Below are 26,481 nucleotides of genomic sequence, written 5' to 3'. Positions count from 1 at the left end.
ATGCAGCGCGGGCCGCACCATGGAGGCACCAGGACCGAAGTCCACCACCGAACCAAGGAGCACTCCATGACCCATCCCCAAGACCCCAAACTCAATCCCGATCCCATCACCGATGAGCCCGGCGCCCACCCCATCGGCACCGGCATTGGTGCCGCTGGCGGCGCCTTGACCGGTGCAGCTGCCGGCTCGGTCGCAGGCCCTATCGGCACCGCCGTCGGTGGCGTAGTGGGAGCAGTGATCGGTGGCTTGGCGGGCAAGGGCGCTGCCGAGGCCGTCAACCCCACGTCTGAAGACGCCTACTGGTCCGACGCCTACCAGCGCGAGCCCTACTTTGCCGAAGGCTATACCTACGACGACTATGCACCTGCCTACCGCGCTGGCTATGAGTCCGTCCGCGATGGCCGTGTCGACTGGGAAGAAGCCCGCAGCGATTGGGAAACCCGTTGGGAGGCTGACCGTGCCCAAAGCCGCCTGGGCTGGACCCAAGCAGAGCCTGCAGTGAAGGCTGCTTGGGAACGCGCCAATCGCTCTTACAAGCAGACCAACCAAGGTTGAGCTGACGGTTAGCGTTTAAATGAACGCCGCGCCGGGTGACTGCCTGGCGCGGCGTTTTTGCGTTCAGTTCGCCAGTACGCTCGCAATCAAGCCAAGCACCGCCGCCCCCAAGGCCAAGGCGCGCGCGCGTTCTGGCGCGTAGGTCAGCACCAGCCCCCAGGCCACCGCCGCCAAGGTCAACAGGCCCAACCAAGACGCAAAGCCTACCGATGCATTCCAGCGCTGCAGGCAACAGAGCAGCGACACCAGCAACAAGGCCGCCCCGCCCGCCTGCCACCCATAGCGCTGCGCAGGTGCCAGCGCCACGGCGCCCAGCTGTTGTTCATGCCGGTCCATCGCAGCGGCCAAGGCTGCAAAACCGGCAAAGGCCCATAGCAGGCTTGCGATAGCGATCATGGTTGCTGCTCCATCACGGCTGCCCCTGCGGCATGGGGCGCCAGCAAACCGGCGTCGGATGCTGCAGGCTTGGCAGGGGCAGCTGTCTTCCGTGCAGCGGGGGTCGCAGTGGGCTTGCTCCGCGCCAGCCACCACAGCACCCATCCGTGCAACGCCGCCAAGGCCAGCATCATCAAGTCAAAGCCAGCAATGCTCCACTGCCCATGGGCAACGGTCTGCAGCAGCGATGCGCCACCGCTCAAACCATTGAGCACCGGCAACAGCGCAAACAACACGGTGGCGACCAGCATCTGCTCACGCCAGGCCTGGCGGTGCGGCCGCAGCATGGGGTGCAACAGGCACAGCGCCCACACGGTAAAGAAGCCCCGAATCTCCCAATCACTGCGGCCCAACAACTCAGCCGGCAGCAAGCGGTTGAACCAGAAGAACGACGCCGTTGCGACCGACAAGCCGGCAATCGCCCCCACATTCAGCACCTCCACCAGCCGGTGGCCGTAGGGTGTGCGGCCCAGCTTGCGCCGCTCAGGCAGGCGCTTGACGACCCAGATCACCATGCCGGTCGCCGCCATGATGGTGCCCACCACGCCGCTCAAAAACAGCAGCCAGCGCACCAGCGGCTCGGCAAAGCGGCCCAGGTGAAGGCTGGATACGACATTGCTGGTCGCGCGCGGCCAGGAAATGGCGGCCGCCTCGGGGGCCTGGCGCGGCTCGCCCGTCACGCCATCAAACAACAAGGTCGATGCCGTGCCTCGGTTGACCAGGCTGGATCCGCCGCCCTCGCGCAGCTCGACCGTGGCGCGGGCGGTGCCTGGCGCGTTGACGGTGATGCTGCCCACGCCATGCGCCGGCCATTGCTGCAAGGCGGCATCCATCATCGGGCCCACCGCTGCCATCACGACTGGCGTGTTGGCATCTGCATCGGCATCGGCATTCGCCTGCCGGCTGGCACGACCGCCCTCGCGCGGGCCATTGGCATTGGCAGCGCCCGGCTGCGCCTGGCGGTTGCCACGCAGCTCCGAGAAATAGGCATTGCTGTCGCCGTTGTAGGCCGTCTGCACGCCCCAGGGCATCAGCATATTCATCAGCAGCACCAGGCCGCTGAAGGTGATCACCAGATGAAAAGGCAGCGCCAGCACGGCCGTGGCATTGTGCGCATCCAGCCAGGAGCGCTGGCCCTTGCGCGGGCGGAAGGTGAAGAAGTCGCTAAAGATTTTTTTATGCGTGATCACCCCGCTGATGATGGCCACCAGCATCAGCATCGTCGCAAAGCCCACGATCCAGCGGCCCCAGATGCGCGGCATCGCATACAGCTCAAAGTGGAAGCGGTACAAAAAGCTGCCGCCCCGCGTCTCGCGCGGCTGCAGCTGCTCGCCGGTGCCGGCATCCAGGGTCGTGCGCAGCGTGCCGGCCCGGCCCGTGGCGGCACCGGGCTCGCGCCAGGAGGCTTCGATGGCCGTCTGGCGTTCATTGGGCAAGGACAAAGTCCATGTCGTGGCCTTGGGCGCAATCGCCTGCATGGCATCGAGCCCGCGCTGTGCCGTGCCCGCGTCGGGTACGGACTGGTGCAGCTCGGGCCGCATCCAGTCGGTGATTTCGTTGCGGAAAAAGCTCAAGGTGCCGGTAAAGAACACCGCATACAGCAGCCAGCCCAGCAGCAGCCCGCTCCAGGTATGCAACCAGGACATCGACTGCCGCAAGCCCTCGGGTTTGCCATCGACCCTCATGCCGCGGCCCCCGGCGCCAGCACCCAGGCGATCAGCGCCAGCGTGCCAGCCGGCAGCGCAATGCCCAGCCAGGCACGCAGCGCCGTTGCGCAGCCAAAGGCCCACATCGCCGCGATCGCGTAGACCACAAAGGCCAGCATCGTGGCCGTCATCGTCGCATCCACCCGGGCCATGCCGAACGCTTGAAAGCCCACCGCCCCCGCTGCAGCCGAGGCCGCTGCCAAGGCATAGCCGCCACCAATAGCGGCCACGGCCCGTGACGCGACCCGCGCGCGATAGCCCAGCAGGCTGGCTGCTGGTGGGTGATTTACGGCTGTTTGCATCTAGACAATCCTGTGAACGGGGCCCGCCACGGTGGTGGATTCCCGGTGGCGCCTTGTGCATGACTTGGCAAGCCATGGCAGCGCCGCGCAGTATTTTAAATGAGAATGAGTCTTGATAATTATTTTGACGGGCAATTATTGCGTCCGCTGTCCAACGCTGTGGAGGGCGAGACCTATAGAACCTCTGCAAAGCTCCCTGCCATGGTCTGAACGCGGACTGGGGCGATCCGCATCCGTCCCGCCTGGCGAGTGTTTTGCAGACGATCCCTAGATGCAAAGCGCCAGGAATGCAAACGATGACGCCGCTGGGAACACATACCCTGCTTCAGACGTAAAAAAAACCCCGCATACGGGGCTGGGGTGCAAGGCGCTGGAAATACTAGGTATCGGACTCCGGCGCCAAAGGGCAAGGGCCAATCGACAGGCAATCGTCCTCAAATGTCGCCACGGCGTCGTCCAAGGCTTTGGTGATACGCTCTGCGACCTCGTCGCTGGCAGCAACTTCGCTGTCCACATCAAAAATGGCGCCCGCATCGGTGATACCTGCGAGATAGGCCATTTTGAAGAGCTTGATCTGGTCTGGGCTGATGACAGTGATTTGTAGTTCCGACAAAGACTTTGCACGGGATCTCATACGGCCTCCTCTGCGGGCGCATCGCCATGAAAAATCAGGTCTGCGCCAACAGCCCTCCGACCGGCTGTGTGTCGTCATCCTGAAACTTGATTAAACATAGCATAGCTGAGACTTTTTGTTTCACCTGCCCGCTTTGCGGACATGCAGTCGCGGCGATGGCTGACAGGTATTGCCGGGCGGCGCAAGCCCAATGGTGTATGCCTTCGGCCACCAGCACCCCTAAGCCGATCGACGCAAGCGGCTGCAGCAGCCATTTCAATCGATGGAATGTTGTCATGCAAACATCAAGTAGACGACCGGTCTATTTTTTACTAGAATCCAGTGCATGACCTTGACCAAAAAAGCGGAAGCCACCCGCCAGCACATCCTCGACACGGGGCACCAGCTCGTGCTGCGCAAAGGTTTTGCGGCTGTCGGCTTGCAAGAGATTCTTAAGACCTGCAACGTGCCCAAGGGCTCGTTCTACCACTACTTCCCGTCGAAAGAAGCCTTTGGCTGCGCGCTGCTGCAGCAGTATGTGGATGGCTATGGCCGCAAGGTGAATGGCCTGCTGGCGGCAGATGGTAATGGCTATGACCGCCTGATGCGCTACTGGGATGCCTGGATTGCAGCGCCCGGCGATGGCGTGTGTGGCTGGGCCGAAGAATGCCTGGTGGTCAAACTGGCTGCCGAAGTAGCGGACCTGTCCGAAGATATGCGCCAGGTGCTCCATGGCGGTGTACAGCGCTTGCTGGCGAGGATCGCCGCCGTGATTGACGAGGCACGCGGCGATGGCTCGCTGCCCGCTGGCCCGCCTTCTTTAGTGTTGGCCCGCGTTATCTACCAAATGTGGCTGGGCGCGGCCTTGCTGGCCAAGCTGAGCCAGGACAAGTCATCGCTCATCCAGGCGCGGGCCGCCACCGTGCATTTGCTGACCTGCAAAGCATTCAGCCCCGCCTCTCCTCACCCCCTCCCCTAACCCCCAAGGAGTTCTCCATGAAAGTTCTATTTGTACTGACCTCGCACGACCGCCTGGGCGACACGGGCCGCAAGACCGGTTTCTGGCTGGAAGAGTTTGCCGCGCCTTACTACGTGTTCCAGGACGCGGGCGCCGAGATCACCCTGGCTTCGCCACTGGGCGGCCAGCCACCGCTGGACCCCAAAAGCGACGAGCCCGATGCACAAACGGCAGCCACCGAGCGCTTCCGCAAGGATCCGCAAGCCCAAGCTGCCCTGGCAGCCACCACGCCGTTGGCACAGATCAACGCCGATGACTTTGATACCGTTTTCTACCCCGGCGGCCATGGCCCGCTCTGGGACCTCGCCAACGACGCCAAGTCGATTGCACTGCTGGAAGCTTTCGAGCGCGCCGGCAAGCCGCTGGGTCTGGTCTGCCATGCACCGGGCGCCCTCATCAAGGTCAAGGCGGCCAATGGCAATCCCCTGGTCGCTGGCCGCCGCGTAACAGGCTTTACCAACAGCGAAGAAGAAGGCGTCGGCCTGACCGCCGTCGTGCCCTTCCTCATCGAGGATGCGTTCACGCGCCTGGGTGGCGATTACCACAAGGGCCCTGATTGGCAAGTGCATGTGGAGGTCGATGGCCGCCTGGTCACCGGCCAGAACCCTGCCAGCAGCGAAGCCGTGGCCGAGGCCCTGCTGTCCATGCTTGCTAAATAAGGACAGACACCATGCGCAGTGCAATCCACTCCACTTTTGGCGAGCCCGCCGAGGTACTGGGCCTGGGCGACCAGCCCATCCCCCAACCGGTAGCAGGCCAGGTCCGTATCAAGACCTTGCTCGCCCCGATCCACAACCATGACCTCTGGACCGTGCGCGGCCGCTATGGCTACAAGCCCACGCTGCCAGCGATTGGCGGCAGCGAGGCCGTGGGCGTGGTGGAGTCCGTCGGGCCAGACGTCGACAGCACCCTCATCGGCCAGCGCGTCGCAGTCGCCGGCGTTCACGGCACCTGGGCCGAGTACTTTCTGGCGCCCGCGCGTCTGCTGGTGCCCATGCCCGATGCGATTCCTGACGAGGTGGCCGCCCAGCTCATCGCGATGCCGCTTAGCGCCTTGATGCTGCTGGAGTTTTTGAGCGTGCAGCCCGGCCAATGGATTGCGCAGAACACCGCCAACGGCGCCGTCGGCAAGACCCTGGCCATGTTGGCCAGCGCGCGCGGTGTGAACGTGCTCAACCTGGTGCGCCGCGATGAGGCGGTGCAGGAGCTGGCAGACCTGGGCATTGCCAACGTGCTGTCTACCGCGCAAGCCGACTGGCAGCACAACGCCAGCGCGCTGCTGGGCGCCAACGGGGCCTATGCGGCCGTCGATTCGATTGGCGGCGCAGCCAGTGCCGCGCTGCTGGCCTTGCTGGGCGAAGGCGGCACCTTGGTGTCGTTTGGCACCATGGCCGGCGAGCCGATGCAGATTGATTCAGGCGCGATGATCTTCAAGCAGGCAACGGTCAAAGGTTTTTGGGGCAGCAAGGTGAGCGAGGCCCTGTCCGCCGAGGACAAACGCCGCCTGATCGGCGAGCTGATCCAGCGCGTTTTGGGTGGCACGCTAAAGCTGCCGACCGAGGCCATCTATGACCTGGGCGATGTTGCCCAAGCCGCAACGGCCAGCCTGCAACCGGGCCGCAAGGGCAAGGTATTGCTCAAGCCTTAAACGGGCGTCGTAGGAAGTTATGCGTTCAGGCGACTGGCAGCACCGTCACAAACGGATGGTTGCCAAACGCCTGTACCGCATGGCTTTCGGGCGCGGCATCGGTGATCAGGGTCCAGGGCCGGTGGATGGGCGACCAGTTCATTTGAGACTTGCGGCCGAGCTTTTCTGCGGTGGCCAGCATATAGACCTCGCGGGTGCGGCGGAACAGCTTTTCCTTGAACCAGGCCTGCTCGATCGAGCCTTCGCAGACGCCAAACTCCGCGTCGATGCCATCGGCGCTGGAGAACACCTTGTCAAAGGTCAGGCGCTCCAGCGCCATATCGGCCAGCGGGCCGTAAACGCTCATGCTGCCCGGGCGCAGGTCGCCGCCCAGCAGAGTCACGCGAATATCGCGCGCGCTCAGGGTGTTCAGCGCCAGCAGGCTGTTGGTGATAATGCGCAGCGAATCATCTTTGGGCAGATGGCGGGCCAGCGCATCGGTGGTCGTGCCGCCGTCGATAAACAAGGTGTCGCCCGGCTCGATCAAGCGGATGGCCTCGCGGGCAATCGCTGCCTTGCCCTCGCCGTCATGCACCTTGCGCAGCTCCAGCGATTCCTCCGGCTCATGGCGGATGGGTGCGGCCACCGCACCGCCATAGACCCGCAACAGGCGGCCATCCTGCTGCAGCGCCTGCAGATCTCGGCGGACGGTGGCCTCCGATATATCAAACCTGGCGCACAGCGCAGCCACATCGGTCATGCCCGAATGCACGGCCTGGAGAATCGACTCTCTGCGGTTGGTGACCTTCATGGGATGTGTGGCTGGCGACAGCGCAATAGCGATAACGGCTGAGAGCTTAACCCGATATCCCATGCGCCTTCAGGATTTCGCGCATCTGCGCCTCCTGCTCGGCGCTGATGCGCACGGGGTATTTGCTGTTGCCCACGTTGTAGCCCAGCAATTGCACCGCACGCTTCACAGCGGCCGGCGCAAAGCAGACCTTGTAGAGCGTCTCGCGCAGGCTGGTCACCGTTGCCTGCTGCGCACGCGATGCCTCGATATCGCCAGCAGCAAACAGGGTCCAGATCGCATTGATCTCATGCGGCGCGGCATTGGCCAGGCCCGATACGGCGCCCGCGCAGCCTTCGACAAAGCCTTGGTGGATGAGGCTGTCCGGCCCATTGAACACCACAAAATCCGGCACCTCGTTGGCCACCTTCAAAAAGCCGCTCAGGCTTTCATGGCTGCCAGCGCTGTCCTTAATACCCGCGATATTAGGATGCGCGGCTAGGCGCTTGGCGGTCTCGGGCGCAATGGTGTTGCCGGTGCGCGCGGGAATGTTGTACAGATAGACGGGGACCTCCAGCGCATCGGCAATGGCGCTGAAATGCCCATGCAGCTCATCCTGCGACAGCGGCACAAACCAGGGCGTGATGGCGGCGACGGCATCCACACCCAGGCGGGCAATCTCGCGGCCCGCGCGGATGCACTCAGCAGTCGATACCTCCCCCACATGGCCGACCACGCTGGCACGCCCAGCGACCTGCTCCATCGCCACCTCGGCCACACGGCGCTTTTCGCCTTCGGTCAGCGCAAAGAATTCGCCATTTGTGCCGCCGCAAAAGATACCATTGCCTGCGTTCACCTGCCGGTCGATCTGCTCGCGGAACGGCGCTTCCGCAAAGCGGTCCTCCGCATCCATGGGGGTGATGATGGCCGTCAAAATGCCTTGGAGTTTTTTGTTGTTTGCCATGGTGTTGTCTCAGTTAAACAGCTTCAGGTAGACCTTTTCGATATCGGCGCCCGTGACGGGCCCGGGCACATTCTTGATGAGGCGCTGCACATCGAGCGCAGCCTGCACCAGATCGGGCAGGTGGTCGCGGCCAATGCCCAACTCTTGCAGGCTGGCCGGCAGGCGCAGGCGCTTGACCAGGTCGGCAAAGTAGGCAACCAGCGCATGGGATTTGCCTTCATCGTCCAGCGCCAGATCGGCACCGGGCACCAGCTCATAAGCGCGCGCCAGCTTGGCGACGCAGAGCGGGCGCAGCCATTCAAAGCAAGGTGCGAGCAAAATGGCGTTGGCAACGCCATGGGGGATGTGGTACTTGCCGCCCAGCGGGTAGGACATGGCATGCACCAGGTGCGTGCCCGCATGCGCAATGCAGGCGCCGCCGTAGTACGAGGCCCAGAGCATGTTGAGCTTGGCTTCGAGGTTGTGTGGCTCGGCGACCGACAGCTCGATGTTCTCGAACAGCTTTTTCATGCCGATCATCGCGTAGTTGTCCGCCACCGGATTGGCGATGCTGGCGGTAAAGCACTCGACCAGATGGCAGAGCGCATCCACCCCCGTCGATGCCGCAATCTTGTGCGGCATGGTCACGGTCAGCTCCGGCGCCAGCGCCACATAGTCCGGCAGCAGCACCGGCGAGATGATGCCCTGCTTGGTCTCCCGCGCCGGGATGGCCAGGATCGCATTCGGGGTCGCCTCCGAGCCCGTGCCCGCCGTCGTCGGCACCATCAGCGCCTTGACCCGCTGCGTGACCTTGGTGCCCGCGAGCAGCTCGGCCAGCGTCGGCGACTCGGGGTGCGCCAGCGCCGACAGCAGCTTGGCCACATCCAGCACACTGCCTCCCCCTACTCCCACAACAAAATCCACCCCGCGCAGATCGCGCTCTTGCAGAATGCGCTCCACATCGGCATCCGATGGCTCAGGCGGCACATCGTCGATCACCAGCACTTCCGTCGCCGCGCGCCGGAGTTGGCCCAGCAGTGTCTGCACGCCGGCAATGTTGATGATGTTCTGGTCGCTGACAAACAGCAGCTTGTGCTTGCCGCTCACCAGGTAGGCGATGTCGTCGAGGACTTTGTGGCCGCTCAGGACGGTACTATGGATATGCATGGTTTTTGTCTCCTGGATTTTTTAGCGGCGGGTGGCGAGTTCTGCGCCTTGGCGCAAAGCCTCTAACAAGCTGCGCTCATCGGCAACGCCCTTGCCCGCAATATCAAACGCCGTGCCATGGTCTACCGAGGTGCGGATCACATCCAGCCCCACGGTGATGTTCACGCCCGCCTCCAGGCCCAGCACCTTGACGGGGCCATGGCCCTGGTCGTGGTACATAGCGACCACCAGATCAAAATCCCCCCGCCCAGCGCGGAAGAACAGCGTGTCGGCCGGCAAGGGGCCTTCAATGTCCATGCCTTTCTCGCGCAGCTTCTGCACGGCGGGGATGATCTTTTCCTCTTCCTCGCCATAGCCAAACAGGCCGTTTTCACCCGCATGCGGGTTGATGCCGCACACTGCTATTCGCGGGTTGTCGATGTGGGCCTTGCGCAGGGTGTCGTAGCCGCGCTGGATGGTGCGCTCCACCAGGCCGGGCTCGATCTTGCGGATGGCATCGAGCAAGCCGATATGCGTGGTCACATGGATCACCCGCAGATTGGGCGCTACCAGCATCATCGACACCTCCTCCACCCCCGTCAGGTACGCCAGCATCTCCGTGTGACCGGGAAACTTGTGGCCGCCGGCATGCAGTGCCTCTTTATTGAGGGGCGCCGTGCAGATCGCATCGATCTTCCGGGCCTTGGCCAGCTCCACCGCGCGCTCGATAAAGCGGAAGGCGGCGTCGCCCGCCACGGGCGATAGCTTGCCAAAGGCCAGGTCATCGGGGATCAGCTGCAGATCGATGCAGTCGATCACGCCACGCTCAAAGGCGGCGTCGGCAATGTCCTGGATGGGCCGCACACGCACCTGGGTGCCCAGCAACGTATTGGCCTTCTCCAACCGCTTGGCGTCGCCAATGACCACGGCCTTTGCCAGGCTGTACAGGCTGTCATTTGCAAAGCTCTTGACAATAATTTCCGGGCCCACGCCTGCTGCGTCTCCCATGGTGATTCCGATGACGGGCAGAGAAGTGCTCATCTTTGCTTGCTTTCTGTAGGGAGTGGGTCGGTGATGCTGCCAGGGGTGTTGGCGGCCAGCAATGAATGAATAGCGATGGCTGCACGGTGCAGCGATGCGGGATGACCAAAAGCGCCGGCCTTGGTCGCAATCCACTGCCGCCGGCTGTCTGGTTCGGTGTCCTGGTTCTCGGTGATACACAGCACCACGCCGGGTTCGCTCTCGGAATGCACGCGCAGGCTGCGCAGTTGCAGCGCTTCCAGCACCGCGCGGGCCGTTTCACCACCGGTGATGACCAAGCCTGCCGCTGCTGCCATGGGAGCATGCAGCAAGCGCGCCAGCTGCCGGGCCAGCATGGGGCCCTCGGCCGGGTCCGTATGCGTATCTGCCCCGAGGCTGACCACAACATCCAGGCCCTGCGCTACTTCGCTGCTGATGGTCTGCACCAGCGTCTGGCATTGGGGCGTTTGTGCGTCGCTGCGCAGCCAGCTCGGAGCTACCACATGCAGTTGGGTCCGTGGCTGCTCTGCCAGATACGCCAGCTGCTGCTGCGCGATCGCCGACATGCTGCCGACAACGGTGACCACGCTGGGCAAGCGCCCAGCGGAATGTGGCATATCCAGCGACACGGCCGACGCAGCAGCCGCCGGCAGCTGCCGCGCCAGCGCATGCGACAGGCCGGCAGAGCACACGCAAAAGGCATGTTCTATTTGCAGGCTGGCCTGGGCCAAGGTCTGTAGATGTTCGTCAGTCAGCACATCGAACACGAGCGCCTGCACGCCCTCCCCGCACGCCTGGGCAATCGCTTGCGCAGTGGCTGCTGGGCCAGCATCGAGCAGGCTAGCGGACAGATGGTCGCAGCGCAGGCCTGCGGCTTGCAGTTGCTGCGCAGGCCGGTCGTCACAGCCGGCATGCTCCAGCTTCCAGGTATCGGTATCGGCCAGGCGCAGGCCATGCACCCGCACCACACCATCCAGCATCGTGCGGCCCATCTGGGGGAAGGCAGGCGCCACCAGCGCCATGGCATTCAGCCCGCGCTGCAACACCGCCACTTCCTGCGCCCAACCACCGCGCAAGGTGGAATCGATTTTCTTGAGCACCCGGCGGCCCTGGGTAGCCGGCGCTGCCAGCACGGCCTGCAGCTTGGCAGCCGCCACCGCAGCGCTGTCACGCCGGCTGTTGGTGTCCACCGTCAGCACATCCACATCGCGTTGTGCGGTGCCGCTGGCTTGCGGGTCCAGCAACACACTGGTCGAGAAGCCGGCGCTCGCAAACCCCGCAGCACAGTCGGCTGCGCCGGAGAGGTCGTCGGCGACGACCAGGTAGCGCGGAAGGGAACGGGGGCTCATGCGGGGCTTTCGGGCGACTCCGTCACAAGCGGAATCTTTAATTTGATTGAAACGATCATAAATCATTCAGAGTGATTAAAAACAAGGGTAAACCCTTTAATTAACGTATCAAAAATGATCGGGACAATCGAAATGACCGCAATTCTCTTGTCAAAGCTGTGCAGCAAGGCCATTTTCGCACCGCTTGTGTGCAACAACTCCGCATGGTGGTGCATGCACCATCTCGGGGAAAGTCCTGATTGGAGAGTTTTGCAAAAAGAGTTCTGATCGAGACGTTCAAAAAATTATCAATTTTGATTGTTTTGATCAAATTGCAGACTGCGGCGCTTTCTGGCGACGGCGTCTGCAGTCCCTGAATGCATCCCCGCACAACCAGCCATTGAGGTGTCCCACCATGTTCGCTTCCCGCCAATCCGCTGCAGCCACGCGCCGTCGCTTCCTCCTCGCCAGCAGCCTGCTGCTGGGTCTTGCCCCGCTGGCCGGCCAGGCAGCAGATGCCGCCTACCCCAGCAAGCCCATCACCCTGATCGTTCCCTACCCAGCAGGGGGCGCCAACGATGCGGTGGGCCGTATCGTGGGCCAGAAGATGGGGGAGATCCTCAAGCAGACGGTCATCGTTGACAACCGTGGCGGCGCGGGCACCACCATTGGCACCGCGCTGGCAGCCAAGGCGCCTGGCGATGGCTACACCCTGGTGTTGGGCTCCCTGTCCAGCCATGCGATCAGCCCCCACCTGTACCGCCAACCCGGCTATGACGCGATCAAGGACTTTGCGCCCGTGGGCATGATCGGCGAAGCGCCCATCGTGCTGGAAGTGGCCACCGACTCGCCCTTCAAGGACGTCAAGCAGGTGGTAGAGCAGGCCAAAAGCAAACCCGCCACGCTCACCTATGGCTCGGCCGGCAATGGCTCGCCGCTGCACTTGAGTGCCGAGCTCTTCAAGCGCGCCGCCAACGTGGACATGACCCATGTGCCCTACAAGGGCGGCAATGCCCACACCATGGACCTGATGGGTGGCCGCATCGACATGATCTTTGACACCCTGACCAGTGCTACGCCGCTGATCACCTCCGGCAAAGTAAGGCCCCTGGCGGTGGCCAGCACCGAGCGCCTGCCCGAGCTGCCCAATGTGCCGACCTTTGCCGAAAGCGGCTACCCCAACTTTGTCGTGAACGCCTGGTATGCCCTGTACGCGCCCGCCAAAACCAGCCCTGAGGTGTTGGCCAAACTGCACCAGGCGCTCAACGAAGCCCTGTCCAATGCCGACGCCAAGGATCGCCTGACCAAGCTGGGCGTGCGCAGCAAGGCCAGCACGCAGGACGAGCTGGCCAAGTTCACCAAGGCCGAGCTGGACCGCTACGGCTCGGTGATCAGCGCGATTGGCTTGAAGATTGATTGATGCCGTTGGGCAGAGTGGCGCCGGGCTGATCGGCATGATCCGCCCCGCGCTGCAGCGAAGCAACAAGGCTGGGGCGGCAACACAGCTCCCGGGCCATCAAGCTGTGTTGGCTTACACCGCCAACGGCCTGTGCCACCAGCTTGGCAGCCTTAGAGGATTGCCTGCAGCGCGACCAGGCAAGACACATCAGTTGGCAGCAGCGTCCAGCACATCCGCAATCTTGGCAGACAAGTCTTCAATGCTGTAAGGCTTGGCCAGGAAGTTGGTACCCGCATCCAGAATGCCGTTATGCACAACGGCATTGCGCGTGTAGCCCGTGGTGTAGAGCACCTTGAGCTGCGGCAGTTTTTGAAGGGCCAGGTCAGCCAGTTGGCGGCCCGTCATATCGGGCATGATGATGTCCGTGAACAAAACAGTGACCTCCTGGCCTGCATCGATCATGGCAAGCGCCTCCGGGCCGTTCGCGGCATCGACGACCGTGTAGCCCAATTCGCGCAAGGTCTCGGACGCCACCGCACGCATGCGGTCTTCATCGTCCACCACCATGATGATCTCGCCCACACGACCCGCGCGCAGCGGCTGCCGCAGGCCAGGCAGCGGCTGGCCGACAGCGTTGCCGATGTGGCGCGGCAGGTAAATCTTGAACGTCGTGCCGTGACCCAACTCTGAGTACGCTTTAAGGTGCCCGCCCGACTGGCTGGCAAAACCAAAGGCCTGGCTCAGGCCCAGGCCAGAGCCTTTGCCCACGGCCTTGGTGGTAAAGAAAGGTTCAAAGGCGCGTGCCAGCACCTCGGGCGTCATCCCGGTGCCCGTGTCCGTCACTGACAGGACGACATACTGGCCCACGGCCAGGTCAAACTCCAGCGCATAGCTCCGCTCCACATGCACATTGTTGGTTTCCACCGTCAGGCGGCCACCGCTTGGCATCGCGTCGCGTGCATTGATGCAGAGGTTGAGCAGCACGTTTTCCAGCTGGTTTTGGTCCACCAAGGTGTTCCACAGCCCGGCGCCCTGTATCACCTCCAGCTGTACCGATTCACCCGGCGTTCGTGACAGCAGATCGCTGAGATTGGCCATCAGCCGATTGATGTCGGTCGGGACGGGTGACAACGGGTGTTGGCGAGAAAACGCCAGCAGCCGGGCCGTCAGGGTTGCGGCCCGTTTTGCACCGTCCATTGCCGAGTCCACATGCTTTTGCACATTCGTGTCACCGCGTTGGAGCTTGCGCTGCAGCAGCGCCAGGCCCCCCATGATGATGGCCAGCATGTTGTTGAAGTCGTGCGCGATGCCGCCCGTCAGCTGGCCCACGGCTTCCAGCTTCTGCAATTGATGAACCTTGGATTCCGCCACCAGCCGCCCTTCCCGTTGGCCGATGGCTTCTCTCCTTCCAAACTCGATCTTTTCCACCTGGCGCTGTACCTGGTCGCCCAGGCGCAAAAAGGCTTCGGCGCGTTCCACCGCCAACCAGGCCAGCTCTGCCACCTCGCGAATAACGCCCACCTCCGCCTCAGTCCAGCTGCGCACATTGGCGCAATGCACGACCATGCCGGCGCACCAGCGTTGGTTACTCAGCAGCGGCACCTCCACCCCTGATAGCACCCCGTGCTCTGCCAGCGGGTGCAGGCTGCCGTCCAGATCATGGCGGCTGTCGGAAAAAACCAGCATCTCGCCCCTGCTGCGGAGCTGCTCTGCCTGCGCGCCGAAAGCCTCGACGGGCGAGATACCCGACAGCAATGGCAGCTCGCTCTGGCTCCAGCCGTTGAGGTACTGCATGGAGCTGCTGCTCAAAATGCGGTAAAAGCCCACGCGATGGGCGCCCAGCCGCTCACCGAGCAGCTGCGCCGTCATGCGCATGACGGTGTCCGGATCGGAGAGCGCACGTTGGCGCACCGTGAGGTCAATCAGAAAGCTGCGGCTGTCCAACAGTGCAGCAACCGCCTTGTGGGATTTAGCAGCCAGCTCCATCGCAGCCCGAAAATCGGTGACATCGCGCAGCGCACCACCAAAGTCGATCACCGCCCCGCTGGCATCGCGGCGAATGCGTGCGCGCCGCTCGATCCAACGCAATGCGCCGTTGTCTGCACGGCTGATCTGGTAGGTCACCACCAGTGCCGCTGAACCATCGCTGCGGCTGTGGTGGTTCGATGCTTCGCTGCGGTCCACCAAGAGGCGTTCGAACGTGGACGTCGGGTAAGACGCCTGCACCGCCAGCCCAAAGAGCCGGCAGGCGCCCGCACTCAGATGGATGGTCTGTGTGCCGACATCCACATTGAACAGACCAATGCCGGCCGCATCCAATGCAAAGTCCACCGGCAAGTTGTCTACGGACGCATGCCCTATAGCTTCCGCCGATATGTCGCGAGCGACGGCCAGCTCGGTTTCTAAATCAGCAATGCGGCGCTGGTACTGTTGCAAAAGCTCTGATTGCATGGGCGGAGTGAGATGTTAAGCCATGTATTTTGCAGATTGACGCTGTGCGTTATGTAAGCAAAAGCGTACAAAGGGCGCCAGCAAAGCCCGGGTCTGTGCGGCGCTGCGCGGATGGCAGCCCAAACCGGCCTCCTTCCACGGCTCTTGCTATCACCGCCATTGGGTTGAAGATTGATTGATTTTTGAGTGGTCTTGTGCCGAGCTTGGCCTAAAGGGCGGCTTCTTTTTATGGGGGCTGTACTCCCTATGCAAGCGCCGTGCCCAAGCTTCACCAAAGCGCCCCAGTCCGCACTAAGGACCCTCTGCAAAACCCTCGCCAAGCGGGGATGGACGCGGATCGGGATGAGACGCAAGGCGTCTTTTGCAGTCAATAGCGAGCTATTGACAAGGAAGACAACGCAGCGGATCGCCCGAGCCCGCGTTCAGACCACGGCAGGGAGTTTTGCAGAGGGTCCCTAACACTGCCCCAGAAAAAAACAAACCACCCGAAGGTGGTTGTCTCAACTAGCAGCCGTTGCCAGCTCAAGCCTGCGCAGGCTTGTTTCGGCCGCGCAGTCCCAGCGCAGCCAGGCCACCTGCCAACAGGTTCAGCAGCAACACAGCCCAAACGCCCAGCGACGGAACGGGCGTCGCCTTGGCGGGCACCACCACCACATCGGGGGCAGCCACCGTAATGCTGTAGGCCTGCACAACCGTCGTCAATGTCGGACCCGCCTTGCTCGCCAGCTCCACCGGTGCAGGGGTGCTGTCCGAGATGCTCAGCGTGAATTGGGTCGTTTCGCTGCGGCTGGGTGTACCGGCGATGCGGATGCTCAGCCCATCGTCAGACAGCTGTGCGGCCAGCCCTTGGGGCAAGCTGCCATCGATGATCTCGAACTGGTAGGGAGCCTGGCCGCCGGTCGGCGTGATGACCGCGTCGTAGCTTTGACCCACGACGCCGTTGACGAGCACCGAGGTGTCAGGAACGGCAACACTCGCGACCGGCGTGGCTGCCCGATCCGTCAACGCGCTGGCACCGACACCAGCAGCATTGGTAGCCTGCACACTGACGGTGTACGGCGTGCCGTTGGCAAGACCGCCGATCGTGCAAAAGTCGGCTGCAAGCTCTGGCGGTGTAGCGGAGGTGCTGCAGCTGCCAGCCGTCTTCGGCGGCGTATCGGTGGTCAATGCCGTGGCGGTGTAGCCGCTGATCGGCGACTCGCCAGCGTAAGCGGGGGTGCCCCAGTAGGCGGTCAGTTGGCCATCACCGGTTTCTGTAAATACATAGCCTGGCTCCGTGGGCAGGCGCAGGTTCTGGAACTTGACGAACTCCACCGCGAAGTCGGAATCCACGTTGGGGTCATTGGACTGGTCGCCGAAAACAATGGCGCCCCGGTCACTGCCTGAGGAAGGCTGCGCCCGGCTGAGAACAGGCTTGGCAGTGCCCGCAATGATGGTGTCAAAGCTGGTGTCGACAAAAACGTCCAACTGTCCATTGGTATAGCGAATCGCATATTCATGGAACACGCTGGCGTCATTGGCAACCGATGCCGAATCGTCCGCCCAGCCCATGGCTGTGGCATCGATGTAGAGCATGGCCGAGCGCTGGATGGTATTTCCAGCGGAACCACTAAATTCATCGCCCACACTGAACATCAGCCCTGCATCTAATTGGTTGTGGCGGTTCACCGAATAGGCCTTGAGCTTGATGGAGGCGATAAAGCTATTGGTGCCCGCTGCGTATTTGAAGAGGTTGGCATCACTGGTTCTTCCACCGGGGGCCGTCCTGGTAGTAAAGCGTGTCAGGCCTTCAGCAGAGGCCACCGTCGGTGAGCCAACCGTCGCCTGGGTCCACACGGCAGGCGCAGGCGGGCTGCTGCCGTCATAAATAATCTGAGGCGCAGCGTGGGCGCCAGTGATAGCCAGGAACCCGAGCAAAGCCAGGCGCGCGGGTGCGTTGAGGAAGCGTTTTTTCATCGTGGTGGGGTGGCGAGAGGCTGTCCTGGCAGGGCCCCACTGGGCGTGGGCTTTTGACAGGACGTTGGGCTGTGGGAGGGATCAGTCTTGGGAGTGCGAAGTAGCATTCGTTTCGTGTTGTGGATGCACTGCAAACGACACAATTTGAAACATTAAGCAGTATATTGGTACTTTCATGATCTGGATCATGGCGGGCATCTTCTTTTAGATGGCTGCACGCCCGCAGGGCTTGGCAAGGTCCAGGCCGCTACCGATCCTGTCCAAGGCGCTTTGGCTGCCGTACCCAGATCAGGCGGTGACTGCGGCTGTCCGCGCAGATATTCCTCTTGCCCAGAACTACAATGCCGAGCCATCCGACCTCATGCCCAGAGAGCACGGTATGGATCTGGAGCCCCCCGCATGTTGATTCGCCCTGCCCGCCTCAAAGACGCTGCAGATTTGCCAGCCATTGAAAAGTCTGCTGCACAGCTGTATAGCCATGCTGCGGGCCTGGCATGGCTGGCAGATGGCCCCCTGATAGCGCAGGCTGAGCATGAAAGCCGCATCCTCCAGCAATCGGTATGGGTGGCCGAAACGGATGAAGCTGTGCTTATCGGTTTCATTAGCACGGAGATTTTTGACACCGAGCTTCACATCTGGGAGTTATCTGTCCACGCGGACTGGCAGCGCAGGGGCATCGCGACCCTGCTCATCGATAGTGCGTACCGGCACGCGGTGGCGCAGGGCCTGAGCGCGCTGACATTGACCACCTTTTCAGACCTCGCCTGGTGTGCGCCTGCATATGCGAAGCGGGGTTTTCAGCAGCTGCAGCAGCCGGGGCCACGCCTGCAACACTGCCTGGACGCGGAGGCTCTGCATGGGCTGCCGCCGGAGCGGCGCATAGCGATGCGGCTGCCAGTAGACAGGGTCACTGCAGGGCGCTGATCGAGATACGCCGTAGCGCAACTGCCGCTCTCCGCCAATCCAGTTAGTCCGGATTCTTCATAAAGTGAAACCGCATCAAGGTCCGCTCGCGCGCCCGGCCGTGGTCCACCACCGGGTGTGGGTAGTCGCGCCCCAGTTGCAGACCGCAGGCCTGCTGCTCCAGCGGCTTCATTGCGGCTGGAAAGTGAATATGTTTGTCGGGCACCTGGGCCAGCTCAGGCAGGTAGCGGCGGATGAACTTGCCGTCCGCATCAAAGCGCTGCGACTGGGTGATGGGGTTGAAGATGCGGAACCAGGGCTGTGCATCGCAACCCGTTGAGGCAGCCCACTGCCAGCCGCCGTTGTTCGAGGACAGGTCATAGTCATTGAGGTGCTGGGCAAAAAAGCGCTCACCCGCGCGCCAGTCAATGCCCAGGTCCTTGGTCAAAAAGCTGGCCACCACCATGCGCAGGCGATTGTGCATATAGCCGGTCTGCAGCAATTGGCGCATGGCGGCATCCACCAAGGGGTAGCCGGTGCGCGCCTCGCACCAGGCCTGCCACAGCTCGGGCGCGTCGTCCCACTGCACCTTGTCGTAGATGGGGCGGAACGACTGGGTCACCACCTGCGGGTGGTGCCAGAGAATCATCGCGTAGAAGTCGCGCCAGGCCAGCTCCGACAGCCAGGTTTGCGCGCCCTCGCTGCCGCTGCGCGCCTGCGCCACCGCCGCTGTGGCCAGTTGGCGGATGGATATGGTGCCAAAACGCAGATGCACCGACAGATAGGACACCCCCTTGACCGCCGGAAAATCCCGCGCGTCCTGGTAGCCCGCCATGCGCGGCAAAAAATCCTTGAGCAACTGCTGCGCACCAGCGCTGCCGGTAGGAATCTTCAGCGATGCCAGATTGCTGGGCTGAAACCCCAGATCGGCCAGCGAGGGTATCGCTTCGCCCTTGGGCAATGCCGCCAGATGCCCGGCATAGCGCGCCACCGGGTAGGCCTTGCACTGGAAGGCATCGAGCTTTTGCAGCCAGGCGCGCTTGTAGGGGGTGAACACGCTGTAGGGATGGCCCTGCTGGGTCAGCACTTCATCGCGGTCCAGCAGCACCTGGTCCTTGTAATCGCTGAATGCAATACCGGCGGCTTGCAGATCACCGGCCACGCGGGCATCGCGGGCGATGGCCTCGGGCTCGTAGTCGCGGTTGGTCAGCACTTCTTGCACGCCCAGTGCCTGCGCCAGTTGCACCACCTCTTGCGCAGCTGACCCGTGGCGCACCATAAGGCCCGCATCGACCGCACCATGGTCCGCCGCCAACTGGCGCAGGTCCTCGTCCAGCGCCAGCACTCTGGCATGGATAAAGTCCACCCGTCGATCTTCGCGCGTTGGCAGCAGATCCAGGATGTCGGTGTCAAAGACGAAGACGCAATACACCTGCTCAAAGCGGCGCAAGGCATGGTAGAGAGCGGCATGGTCGTCGCAGCGCAAATCGCGACGCATCCATACCAGGGCGCGGCTGGCCATGGTGAAGGGGTTTCCTTGTCTAGCTATGGGTTCAGAAATGGGGGCGTGCCAGCTTCCACTGGCGCCCGCTCAAGCGCAGGCTCAGGGGTTGGCATGGTAGAAATCCAGGCAGTCGTCCACCGTCCCTCGGTGCGCTATTGTGCCTTGGCGCAACACCAGCGCATGCGAGCAAAAGGACTTGAGCAGCTGCTCGTTATGGCTGGCCACCACCAGAATGCTGACCCGGGCCATCAGGTCGTGCAGGCGTTTTTGCGCCCGCTCCTGGAACTTGGCATCGCCCGCCCCGACGACTTCATCCATCAGCAGGATGTCGGGGGTGATCGCAGTAGCCACGGCAAAAGCCAGCTTGAGCAGCATGCCGGTGGAATAGGTGCGGACGGGCATATGCAGCCGCTCGCTCAGCTCGGTAAAGGCGCCGATCTCTTGCACCCACTCGCCCGCCTCGCGTTTGGACAGGCCCATGACAATGCCTCGGGTGATGATGAAATCCAGGCCGGAAGCCTCGGGGTCCATTCCCAGCATGATGTCGGTCAGGGCCGAGATACTGCCATGCTGGCGCATTTCGCCGCGCACCGGCTCATACACCCCAGAGAGCACCCGCAGCAAGGTGGATTTGCCCGCGCCGTTGTGGCCGATCAGGCCGATGCGGTCGCCCGGCTGCAGCGACAGGTTGATGCCATGCAAGGCTTGCACCGAGCGCATCGGCGCCGGACCCGCAGCGCGCCGGCCATGCAGGCCGCTGAAGCGCACGAGGGAGTTGATAAGGCCCAGGCTTTGCGCATCGAACACGGGGAACGCAATGTCGACATCGCGGAGCTGGATAAAGGGTTGCATGCTGCCTTGCCTTGGGTTTCTTGCGGCGCTCAGAGCCAGTAATTGATGCGCCGACGCGCGAAAAGGTAGGTGAGGCTGCACACCAGCAGCAGCAGCGCCAACACCAGCCCGGCCGCCAGCCAGGTGCTGGGCGCGGGCACGGCCCCCAGCAGCGGCTGGCGCATCAGATCCAGCCAGGCTGCCAGCGGATTGAGGGTGGTCAGCAGCTGTGCCCGGTCGCTGCTCAGCTGGCTGGCATGCCACATCACCGGGGTCACAAAAAAGGCAATCTGCAGCACGCTGGCCACCACCATGGGCACATCCCGGTAGCGCGTGGCCAGCGCCGCCAACACGGCCAGCACCAAGGTGGCGCTGAGCACGGTCAGCACCATTCCTGCCAGCCAGACCAGCCACAGCGCGCCGCCCAGGTAACCCCCATACCAGAGCACCACCACGATCAGCGGCAGCTGGTGCAAAAGCATCAGCAGGCTGCGCCACATCACCCGAAACACAAAGCTGAACTTGGGGTACGAGGCCTGCTTGAGAAAGGCCGCTGCATCGATATAGGTGCGACAGCCTTCGTTGAACATCGTGGTCAGAAAGCCAAAGAACACATTGCCCAGGCAGAAGTAAGGCACATAGGTCCTGGGATTCTGGTTGAACAGCTGTGAGCCGATCCAGCCAAAGGCGGCGGTAAAGATCGCCATGTTGATCGCGATCCAGGCCGGCCCCAGAAACGAGCGGCGGTACTGGCGCAGCAAATCCTGCCAGCCCAGATGCGTCCACAGCGGCCACTGCCGCAGCGACTGCGACAGGTCCTGCAGCAGCAACTGCGCCTGGCGCTGCCAACCGGTTTCCGGAGCCTTAAGCGCTGCGGGGGGCAAAGTGCGGGGATCCATCAGCTTTTGGAGCGCAGCACCAGGCGCTCATACAAGCGGCGCAGCGGAGCCGTGATGCGCCAGGAGACCGATTGGTGCAGCGCCTCGATGCTGGCATTCAAATCGACCACCTGCTGGCGCAGCCGCGCCATGTCTTGGCCGCCCCCACCGCCCTGCTCGTAGGCGGTTTTGAGGGCATGGTTCAAATCCAGAATCTCCTGGCGCATCTGCACCACGGCAGAGCCCGCGCGCTGGCCCTGTTGCGTGGCGTTGCCGCCGTGCTGCCAACGCGCCAGCTCGGCCTCCAGGCTGCGCGCATACTGCGTCGCCTCATCGATCATTGCCTGGCGCTTGTCATTGGTCGCCAGCAGGTCCTCGGCATAGCGCTCCGCATGGCCAAATCGCTCGGTCTGCGCAGCCAGGTCGGCCTGCAGCTGCTGCACATAGGCATCGGGCGCGCTGGACTGCGCGCCGTACACCACCGGAAAATGCGCCCCGGTCAGCAGGTTGCGCGTGCGGGCATCCATGCAGCACATGGTGAAGGCGCGCCGGGGCGTGGGCGACGTATTGAGGCCCGAGCGGTGGATCAGCCAGTTGTGCATCAGCACTGCATGTCCTGCCTTCACCTCTAGCGGCACGGTCAATTCGGGCGGGCAATGCGCGCGCACCGCGTCTTCGGTCAAGGTGCTGCCCTGCGTGCTGAGCAGGCCCAGCCGGTGCGAGCCCCGGACCGCATCCATGCAGCCATTGGCGGTATTGGCATCGTCCAGCGCCACCCAGAGGGTGACCAAGGGGTCGCGGTCCAGCTGCCAGACGGCGCCACCATCCTGGTGCCAGGGCAGCACGGTGCCATGGCCGGCAGGCTTGTTCATCACCATGGCCCGGAAGATCGATACCGCCGCATGCGCGCCATACATGCCCGCGCAGATGGTCCTGAAAACCGGCTGGTCGATCAGCTGTGCATACAGCGGGTCATGCTCCAGCCCCTGGATCTTGCGGTAGCGCAGCGTCCCCTCGTCAAAGCGTTCGACGGCCCCGGGTAGTTCCTCGTAGGCGCCCCCGGTATCGAGCTGCATCTGCACCGCCGGGTTGTACACCTCCCCCAGCGCCAGCGCATCGGCGCGCTGCCGCAATGCCTCCAGCGCCTCTGGCGAAAGCACCGACCCCAGGTGGAGAAAACCGTCTTTGGCGAATTGTTGCCAGTCTGCCTCGGTAAGCATGGAAGACCTCCTGCGGAAAGCGTCGGGAGAAAGGGGTGGCGCGCTGGCCAGCATGTCGTCCGCTGCAGCGGGGGGCTTGCTGATCAGGATAGAAGGAATCGGCTGCTCCAGCATCTGGCCCGTCGCCAACAAGCTCGTCAGCGCCTGCTGCCTGCGCGCTTCGCCGTCGGCCAAGAGCCGGCCTTGCGCAGCCAGGTGGGCCTGCCAGGCATGGCGGCCCTGCCACAAGTCGGCCAGGCGGCCGCTCAGCAAGCCATCGCCTACCTCCTGCACACTGCAGGCGGTATGGGCGCTGCCATGGTGCGCCAGCGCGCCTTGCAGCTTGGTGCGGGTGTAGTGGTCGCTCCAAATACCCAGACAAGGCTTGGCAGCCGCCAGTCCAAACACCAGCGGGTGGTAGCGCGAGCTGATCACCAGATGGGCCTGGGCCGTGAGCCATGCCACCTGCTCGGGCAGCATCACCGGCAGCAGCAGCATGGGGGTATGGCGCATGCGCGCCGCCAGCGCCTGGCCCATGTCGGCATCGGACCAAGGCGCGCCATGGGCGGCATCTGCCCGGGCATGGGGGATGAACACGGGCCTACAGCCCGTCCGTTGCGCGATCTCCTCCAGCTGTTGGGCCAGGCTGTCGAGCAACGGGTCGCTGCCAGTCGGATCGCAGAGCGGATGAAAGCTCAGCGCCATCCAGGGCTTGTCCATCGCAAAGGGCTGCGGCAGATAGCCATCGCGACTGGGCTGCTGCCAGAGTCCATGGGCATCATCCAACTGCAGCGACAACCGGCTGGCATCCACGCCCAGCGCCAGCGCCAACTGGTAGCTGGGCTGCTCTCGCACCCCCACCCACGCGGTCATCGCCAGCAGCTCGGCCAGCATGGCGCGGTGGCGGGCGCTCAGCTCCGGGCCCAGCGTCTGCCCCACCACTACCACGGGCGCACCCAAGCGCCGCGCCTGGCGCGCCAAGGCCAGGCGTTCGTACAAAAAGGCCGGCCAGGTGCTGCGCAGGTTGCCACCGCCGGAGATGAGCAGGCCATCCTGCGCATCGCGCAAGGCCTCCATCGCGGCGGGCCTGCGCTGCGTCCAATGGGCCGGCGATGGCAGCGAGAGCTGCGCCAACAGCGCCTCGCGCTCGGCGTCATCCGCGCAATCGGCAAAACCCAGGCCCGGCACCGCTGCCACGCCATAGGTGGTGGCCGTGAACGCCGGGTCTGGCGAGACTGCCATGCGCTGCGCCTGCGGGCTGGCACGCTGCAGCAGCTGCAGATTCGCAGCAAACATCGCCTCATCACCGACATGGAACTGCGCCGCGCCGCCGATATCCCCGATGACCAGCCAGCGCCGCATGGTGGTCGCTGCTGGCGAACGGGCTTGTTCCGTCATGCCGCATCTCCCAAGCGCTCACCACCGGCCAGCAAAGCTGCCAGCCGTCGGCGCAGGCGCTGGGCAGTGGCATCGGCGCCAAATTCCGCCTCCAGCCGGGCACGCGCATGCTGGGCGCGGCGCGCTGCTTCGGCCCGGTTCAGGTACACCTGCCGCATCTGCCAGGCGGCATGCACCCCATCGGGCTCCGCCCAGACCTGCCCCTGGTGGTAGGGGTAAGCACCTTCGGGCACCGGCACCAGCTTGCAGGCCACCGGCCACCCGGTTTGCGGCGAAACCAGCTCGGTGGTAGCAGAATAATCCGTTGCCACCACGGGCAGGCCCAGCTGCATGGCTTCCGCCACCAACAAACCCAGCCCTTCACTGCGGTGCAGCGATACCACGGCGTCACAGCAAGCCATCAGTTGCAGGCTCTGAGCGCGGCTTAGCAGCTGGTCAACCAGCACCACGCCCGGCTCGTGCTTCAGCGCCTCCAGCAAGGACCGGCTATGCGCTGCCGCCCGATGCCCATTCAGGGTTTTGATGACCAGGCAGACTTCCGTACCGGCCACCTGGGGCGGAAAGGCCTCGCGGAACGCGCGCAGCAGCGCCTGCGGATTTTTGCGCTCGACAAAGGACAGCAAGTCAAACGCAAAGAAAAACACAAAGGCCTGCTCCGGCACACCCCACTGTGCACGCGGCGCAGGCGGTGGCGGCACAAAGCTCAGTTGCGGCGGCATATGCAGCACTGGTTTGTTCAAGCGCTTGGCCAGCATTTTTTGCACATAGCGCGTTGGCGCCCAGACCTCGTCCACCAGGTCAAAGGCCGGCATCCAGGCATCGGGGAAATGCTCCAGCTCCCAAAACGGCACCACTGCCCGCCAGCTGTTCTTGGGCAGTTGGTCCGCCAGATCCTGGATCACCGTGGGCAACTGGTCCGCATTCACTTGAAAAATCTGCACCCGGGCGGCCTGGCCATCGCTGATCCAGGGAACGAGTGCCTCATCCACACTGACTGGCAAGGATGGCGGCTGGATGGCCAGGCCCTTGCTGCGAAAACCGGCATGCATGGCAGTGCGCAGCATCTGCCGGCCAGCCTCACCCACACCGGACGCTACCTGCAGGTAGCCCACGACCGTCAATTGCGTCTCGCCCGGTGCAGCCGGTGGCGGCAGGCGGTCTGGCGGCGCGGCAACCGGTACGCGCGCCGCACGCAGTTGCACCGGCTCCACCAGCCGCGAATCCCCCAGCTGGCTGCGGGCATGTAAGCAGAACCAGTCAATATAGGCGGCAACGCCCTGCGCTGAGCGCAGATCAAAGCTCTGCTGCAACCAGGGCTCGCGCGCATGCAACTCGGCCATCAGGCGTGTGACATAGCCTTTGTTGCACAACGGGCTGAGGGGGCTGGGCAGTTGCAGGTAGGCCTCATAGGTCGCAAAAGGATCGCCCCCCGACCAGCAGCGGTGGCCCTCGCGGAACATGCGCCGCACCACCTCCGGAATCACCGTACCCGACGCAAACCGCGCATAGGCATAGCTGGCAGCCGGCACGCGGCCATGGCCATTCGCCAACACCTGCCGGGCATAGCGCCGCATCAAGGCCGCCAATGCGGGCGAGATGGCACCGGGGCCAAAGGCCGTGGTGTATTTGGACAGCTGCCGCAGATCGGCCGGGTCAATGCCGCTGAAATGGAAAAAACGCAGCGGCGTTCCATCCACCGTCCAGCCATCGCCCTGCATCTGCAGATCGCGCTGGTGCAGGTTCCAGTAAGCCAGGTTGTAGCCGGGCTCACGCAGAATGCGCGCATCCGCAGCAAAGCCGGGTACCAGGTCCATGAACTTCTGGTCAACAAAAATGCCGCGCTCAGGCTCGTTCACACACTGGTACTGCAGCCGCCCGCCCCACCAGGCCATGATGCGCTCAGCCTCCGGGCATGCACCCACCGCCAGAAAACCCAGGTTGAAAACCCCCGCACGCATGATGCCCACATCGTCCGGAAAGGCCTCCCGCTCTGCGGGCTGGGTCAGGTGCGGCGTCAGCACCAGAGAGGCGCCATCTGCCAGCAAAGCAAATACATGGTCCAGCGGCGCCATCACCTCGATATCCGGGTCCAGGTAGACCATCTGGGCATAGCCCAGCGCCATCAGATGCTGGAACATGAACGGCTTGACCGCCGTGTTGAACTCCATGATCCCGTAGCGGAACGCAAACTCCTGGAAATCGGGAATGCCCAGCGCCTCGGCTGTGATGACCTGAAAGTCGCCCGCATAGAAGGCGGGGTCATCCCAGAGCGTGTCCGCCAGGCAGAGGTAGATATCTGCCTCGGGATGCTGTTGGCCAGCGCTTTGCAGCAACACCCTGGCCATGGGCAGGTAGTTGTTCGAGCAGATGGTAAAAATCGCGCGCGGACTGTGAGCAATCATGGATGTGCCAGAGGATGCCTTGGCAAACACCCCCCAGCACGGCACCGAAGCGCCTGTACTGGCATCAGATGTTTACC

The 26,481-nt window shown here is 63.4% G+C and carries 23 protein-coding genes; 6 read left to right on the top strand and 17 right to left on the bottom strand.

Translation table 11 applies throughout. The annotated features are described in order from the left end of the window. Positions 1-66 precede the first annotated feature (66 nt). The gene (locus HS961_RS12140) at positions 67-555 is read left to right on the top strand and encodes a hypothetical protein (RefSeq protein WP_182322285.1); all 489 of its coding nucleotides are present in this window, start codon (positions 67-69) and stop codon (positions 553-555) included. A gap of 63 nt (positions 556-618) precedes the next feature. Here HS961_RS12140 and HS961_RS12135 read toward each other — a convergent pair whose 3' ends face one another. From HS961_RS12135 to HS961_RS12115, 5 genes are all read right to left on the bottom strand, one after another. Further along, on the bottom strand, positions 619-951 hold the full coding sequence (locus tag HS961_RS12135) for a DUF3325 family protein (RefSeq protein WP_182322283.1): 333 nt from the start codon (positions 949-951) through the stop codon (positions 619-621). Further along, positions 948-2,675, bottom strand: coding sequence for a PepSY-associated TM helix domain-containing protein (locus HS961_RS12130; protein ID WP_182322281.1), 1,728 nt, complete (start codon positions 2,673-2,675; stop codon positions 948-950). The genes HS961_RS12135 and HS961_RS12130 overlap by 4 nt, the downstream gene beginning before the upstream one ends. Continuing rightward, positions 2,672-2,998, bottom strand: coding sequence for a DUF3649 domain-containing protein (locus HS961_RS12125; RefSeq protein WP_182322279.1), 327 nt, complete (start codon positions 2,996-2,998; stop codon positions 2,672-2,674). Before HS961_RS12125 ends, HS961_RS12130 begins: the two co-directional genes overlap by 4 nt. 379 nt (positions 2,999-3,377) lie before the next feature. Beyond that, complete coding sequence (locus HS961_RS12120; RefSeq protein WP_182322277.1) at positions 3,378-3,632, bottom strand: hypothetical protein; 255 nt, start codon at positions 3,630-3,632, stop codon at positions 3,378-3,380. Positions 3,633-3,666: 34 nt separating this feature from the next. Next, positions 3,667-3,909: a hypothetical protein gene (locus HS961_RS12115; protein WP_182322275.1), complete on the bottom strand. Its 243-nt coding sequence runs from the start codon at positions 3,907-3,909 to the stop codon at positions 3,667-3,669. A gap of 48 nt (positions 3,910-3,957) precedes the next feature. On the opposite strand from HS961_RS12115, the gene HS961_RS12110 reads away from it, so the two are divergent. The 3 genes from HS961_RS12110 to HS961_RS12100 are packed head-to-tail and all read left to right on the top strand — an operon-like array spanning position 3,958 to position 6,277. Then, the gene (locus tag HS961_RS12110) at positions 3,958-4,590 is read left to right on the top strand and encodes a TetR/AcrR family transcriptional regulator (RefSeq protein WP_182322274.1); all 633 of its coding nucleotides are present in this window, start codon (positions 3,958-3,960) and stop codon (positions 4,588-4,590) included. Between the two features lie 17 nt (positions 4,591-4,607). Continuing rightward, positions 4,608-5,288 (top strand): type 1 glutamine amidotransferase domain-containing protein, encoded by a 681-nt coding sequence (locus HS961_RS12105; protein ID WP_182322273.1) that lies wholly within the window; start codon positions 4,608-4,610, stop codon positions 5,286-5,288. Between the two features lie 11 nt (positions 5,289-5,299). Next, positions 5,300-6,277, top strand: coding sequence for a zinc-binding dehydrogenase (locus HS961_RS12100; protein ID WP_182322272.1), 978 nt, complete (start codon positions 5,300-5,302; stop codon positions 6,275-6,277). Between the two features lie 25 nt (positions 6,278-6,302). Here HS961_RS12100 and HS961_RS12095 read toward each other — a convergent pair whose 3' ends face one another. Genes HS961_RS12095 through HS961_RS12075 form a run of 5 tightly spaced genes read right to left on the bottom strand, consistent with a single transcriptional unit; the run spans position 6,303 to position 11,504 of the window. Further along, complete coding sequence (locus HS961_RS12095) at positions 6,303-7,067, bottom strand: DeoR/GlpR family DNA-binding transcription regulator (RefSeq protein WP_182322271.1); 765 nt, start codon at positions 7,065-7,067, stop codon at positions 6,303-6,305. 46 nt (positions 7,068-7,113) lie between these two features. After that, positions 7,114-8,010, bottom strand: a complete 897-nt coding sequence (locus HS961_RS12090) for a dihydrodipicolinate synthase family protein (protein WP_182322270.1) — start codon at positions 8,008-8,010, stop codon at positions 7,114-7,116. A 9-nt stretch (positions 8,011-8,019) separates the two neighbouring features. Further along, positions 8,020-9,156, bottom strand: a complete 1,137-nt coding sequence (locus tag HS961_RS12085; RefSeq protein WP_182322269.1) for an iron-containing alcohol dehydrogenase — start codon at positions 9,154-9,156, stop codon at positions 8,020-8,022. Between the two features lie 21 nt (positions 9,157-9,177). Further along, positions 9,178-10,176, bottom strand: a complete 999-nt coding sequence (gene pdxA / locus HS961_RS12080) for a 4-hydroxythreonine-4-phosphate dehydrogenase PdxA (protein ID WP_182322268.1) — start codon at positions 10,174-10,176, stop codon at positions 9,178-9,180. After that, positions 10,173-11,504 carry a four-carbon acid sugar kinase family protein gene (locus tag HS961_RS12075; RefSeq protein WP_182322266.1) on the bottom strand — a complete coding sequence of 444 codons (1,332 nt, stop codon included), beginning with the start codon at positions 11,502-11,504 and terminating at the stop codon, positions 10,173-10,175. The genes pdxA and HS961_RS12075 overlap by 4 nt, the downstream gene beginning before the upstream one ends. Positions 11,505-11,898: 394 nt before the next feature. Here HS961_RS12075 and HS961_RS12070 point away from each other — a divergent pair, with 394 nt between their 5' ends. After that, positions 11,899-12,903 carry a Bug family tripartite tricarboxylate transporter substrate binding protein gene (locus tag HS961_RS12070; protein WP_182322264.1) on the top strand — a complete coding sequence of 335 codons (1,005 nt, stop codon included), beginning with the start codon at positions 11,899-11,901 and terminating at the stop codon, positions 12,901-12,903. 186 nt (positions 12,904-13,089) lie between these two features. Here HS961_RS12070 and HS961_RS12065 read toward each other — a convergent pair whose 3' ends face one another. After that, positions 13,090-15,333 carry an ATP-binding protein gene (locus tag HS961_RS12065; protein WP_182322262.1) on the bottom strand — a complete coding sequence of 748 codons (2,244 nt, stop codon included), beginning with the start codon at positions 15,331-15,333 and terminating at the stop codon, positions 13,090-13,092. 522 nt (positions 15,334-15,855) lie between these two features. After that, positions 15,856-17,289 (bottom strand): fibronectin type III domain-containing protein, encoded by a 1,434-nt coding sequence (locus HS961_RS12060; protein ID WP_182322260.1) that lies wholly within the window; start codon positions 17,287-17,289, stop codon positions 15,856-15,858. 399 nt (positions 17,290-17,688) lie between these two features. Here HS961_RS12060 and HS961_RS12055 point away from each other — a divergent pair, with 399 nt between their 5' ends. Further along, entirely contained in the window at positions 17,689-18,213 is a 525-nt protein-coding gene (locus HS961_RS12055) for a GNAT family N-acetyltransferase (RefSeq protein ID WP_182322258.1), read from the top strand. Positions 18,214-18,256: 43 nt separating this feature from the next. Here the strand turns inward: HS961_RS12055 and HS961_RS12050 are convergent, their stop codons facing one another. The 5 genes from HS961_RS12050 to HS961_RS12030 all read right to left on the bottom strand — a co-directional run bounded on the left by HS961_RS12050 (position 18,257) and on the right by HS961_RS12030 (position 26,404). Continuing rightward, complete coding sequence (locus HS961_RS12050) at positions 18,257-19,714, bottom strand: cryptochrome/photolyase family protein (protein WP_182322256.1); 1,458 nt, start codon at positions 19,712-19,714, stop codon at positions 18,257-18,259. 81 nt (positions 19,715-19,795) lie between these two features. Then, a complete protein-coding gene (locus tag HS961_RS12045; protein ID WP_182322253.1) occupies positions 19,796-20,548 on the bottom strand; it encodes an ABC transporter ATP-binding protein in 753 nt (250 codons plus the stop codon). A gap of 29 nt (positions 20,549-20,577) precedes the next feature. Then, on the bottom strand, positions 20,578-21,426 hold the full coding sequence (locus HS961_RS12040) for an ABC transporter permease (RefSeq protein ID WP_182322251.1): 849 nt from the start codon (positions 21,424-21,426) through the stop codon (positions 20,578-20,580). After that, a complete protein-coding gene (locus HS961_RS12035) occupies positions 21,426-24,002 on the bottom strand; it encodes a phytanoyl-CoA dioxygenase family protein (protein ID WP_182322250.1) in 2,577 nt (858 codons plus the stop codon). The genes HS961_RS12040 and HS961_RS12035 overlap by 1 nt, the downstream gene beginning before the upstream one ends. Further along, entirely contained in the window at positions 23,999-26,404 is a 2,406-nt protein-coding gene (locus tag HS961_RS12030; RefSeq protein ID WP_182322248.1) for a glycosyltransferase, read from the bottom strand. Before HS961_RS12030 ends, HS961_RS12035 begins: the two co-directional genes overlap by 4 nt. Positions 26,405-26,481: the final 77 nt, after the last annotated feature.

Source organism: Comamonas piscis (assembly GCF_014109725.1).
Taxonomy (GTDB): domain Bacteria; phylum Pseudomonadota; class Gammaproteobacteria; order Burkholderiales; family Burkholderiaceae_C; genus Comamonas; species Comamonas piscis.
Note: the sequence above shows the minus strand (reverse complement) of the source record. Positions and strands in the feature narration are given on the sequence as shown.

Excerpts from the sequence above, each read along its gene's own strand:
- HS961_RS12140 (WP_182322285.1), top strand. The coding sequence starts at position 67 with ATGACCCATCCCCAAGACCCCAAACTCAATCCCGATCCCATCACCGAT.
- HS961_RS12135 (WP_182322283.1), bottom strand. The coding sequence starts at position 951 with ATGATCGCTATCGCAAGCCTGCTATGGGCCTTTGCCGGTTTTGCAGCC.
- HS961_RS12130 (WP_182322281.1), bottom strand. The coding sequence starts at position 2,675 with ATGAGGGTCGATGGCAAACCCGAGGGCTTGCGGCAGTCGATGTCCTGG.
- HS961_RS12125 (WP_182322279.1), bottom strand. The coding sequence starts at position 2,998 with ATGCAAACAGCCGTAAATCACCCACCAGCAGCCAGCCTGCTGGGCTAT.
- HS961_RS12120 (WP_182322277.1), bottom strand. The coding sequence starts at position 3,632 with ATGAGATCCCGTGCAAAGTCTTTGTCGGAACTACAAATCACTGTCATC.
- HS961_RS12115 (WP_182322275.1), bottom strand. The coding sequence starts at position 3,909 with ATGACAACATTCCATCGATTGAAATGGCTGCTGCAGCCGCTTGCGTCG.
- HS961_RS12110 (WP_182322274.1), top strand. The coding sequence starts at position 3,958 with ATGACCTTGACCAAAAAAGCGGAAGCCACCCGCCAGCACATCCTCGAC.
- HS961_RS12105 (WP_182322273.1), top strand. The coding sequence starts at position 4,608 with ATGAAAGTTCTATTTGTACTGACCTCGCACGACCGCCTGGGCGACACG.
- HS961_RS12100 (WP_182322272.1), top strand. The coding sequence starts at position 5,300 with ATGCGCAGTGCAATCCACTCCACTTTTGGCGAGCCCGCCGAGGTACTG.
- HS961_RS12095 (WP_182322271.1), bottom strand. The coding sequence starts at position 7,067 with ATGAAGGTCACCAACCGCAGAGAGTCGATTCTCCAGGCCGTGCATTCG.
- HS961_RS12090 (WP_182322270.1), bottom strand. The coding sequence starts at position 8,010 with ATGGCAAACAACAAAAAACTCCAAGGCATTTTGACGGCCATCATCACC.
- HS961_RS12085 (WP_182322269.1), bottom strand. The coding sequence starts at position 9,156 with ATGCATATCCATAGTACCGTCCTGAGCGGCCACAAAGTCCTCGACGAC.
- pdxA (WP_182322268.1), bottom strand. The coding sequence starts at position 10,176 with ATGAGCACTTCTCTGCCCGTCATCGGAATCACCATGGGAGACGCAGCA.
- HS961_RS12075 (WP_182322266.1), bottom strand. The coding sequence starts at position 11,504 with ATGAGCCCCCGTTCCCTTCCGCGCTACCTGGTCGTCGCCGACGACCTC.
- HS961_RS12070 (WP_182322264.1), top strand. The coding sequence starts at position 11,899 with ATGTTCGCTTCCCGCCAATCCGCTGCAGCCACGCGCCGTCGCTTCCTC.
- HS961_RS12065 (WP_182322262.1), bottom strand. The coding sequence starts at position 15,333 with ATGCAATCAGAGCTTTTGCAACAGTACCAGCGCCGCATTGCTGATTTA.
- HS961_RS12060 (WP_182322260.1), bottom strand. The coding sequence starts at position 17,289 with ATGAAAAAACGCTTCCTCAACGCACCCGCGCGCCTGGCTTTGCTCGGG.
- HS961_RS12055 (WP_182322258.1), top strand. The coding sequence starts at position 17,689 with ATGTTGATTCGCCCTGCCCGCCTCAAAGACGCTGCAGATTTGCCAGCC.
- HS961_RS12050 (WP_182322256.1), bottom strand. The coding sequence starts at position 19,714 with ATGGCCAGCCGCGCCCTGGTATGGATGCGTCGCGATTTGCGCTGCGAC.
- HS961_RS12045 (WP_182322253.1), bottom strand. The coding sequence starts at position 20,548 with ATGCAACCCTTTATCCAGCTCCGCGATGTCGACATTGCGTTCCCCGTG.
- HS961_RS12040 (WP_182322251.1), bottom strand. The coding sequence starts at position 21,426 with ATGGATCCCCGCACTTTGCCCCCCGCAGCGCTTAAGGCTCCGGAAACC.
- HS961_RS12035 (WP_182322250.1), bottom strand. The coding sequence starts at position 24,002 with ATGACGGAACAAGCCCGTTCGCCAGCAGCGACCACCATGCGGCGCTGG.
- HS961_RS12030 (WP_182322248.1), bottom strand. The coding sequence starts at position 26,404 with ATGATTGCTCACAGTCCGCGCGCGATTTTTACCATCTGCTCGAACAAC.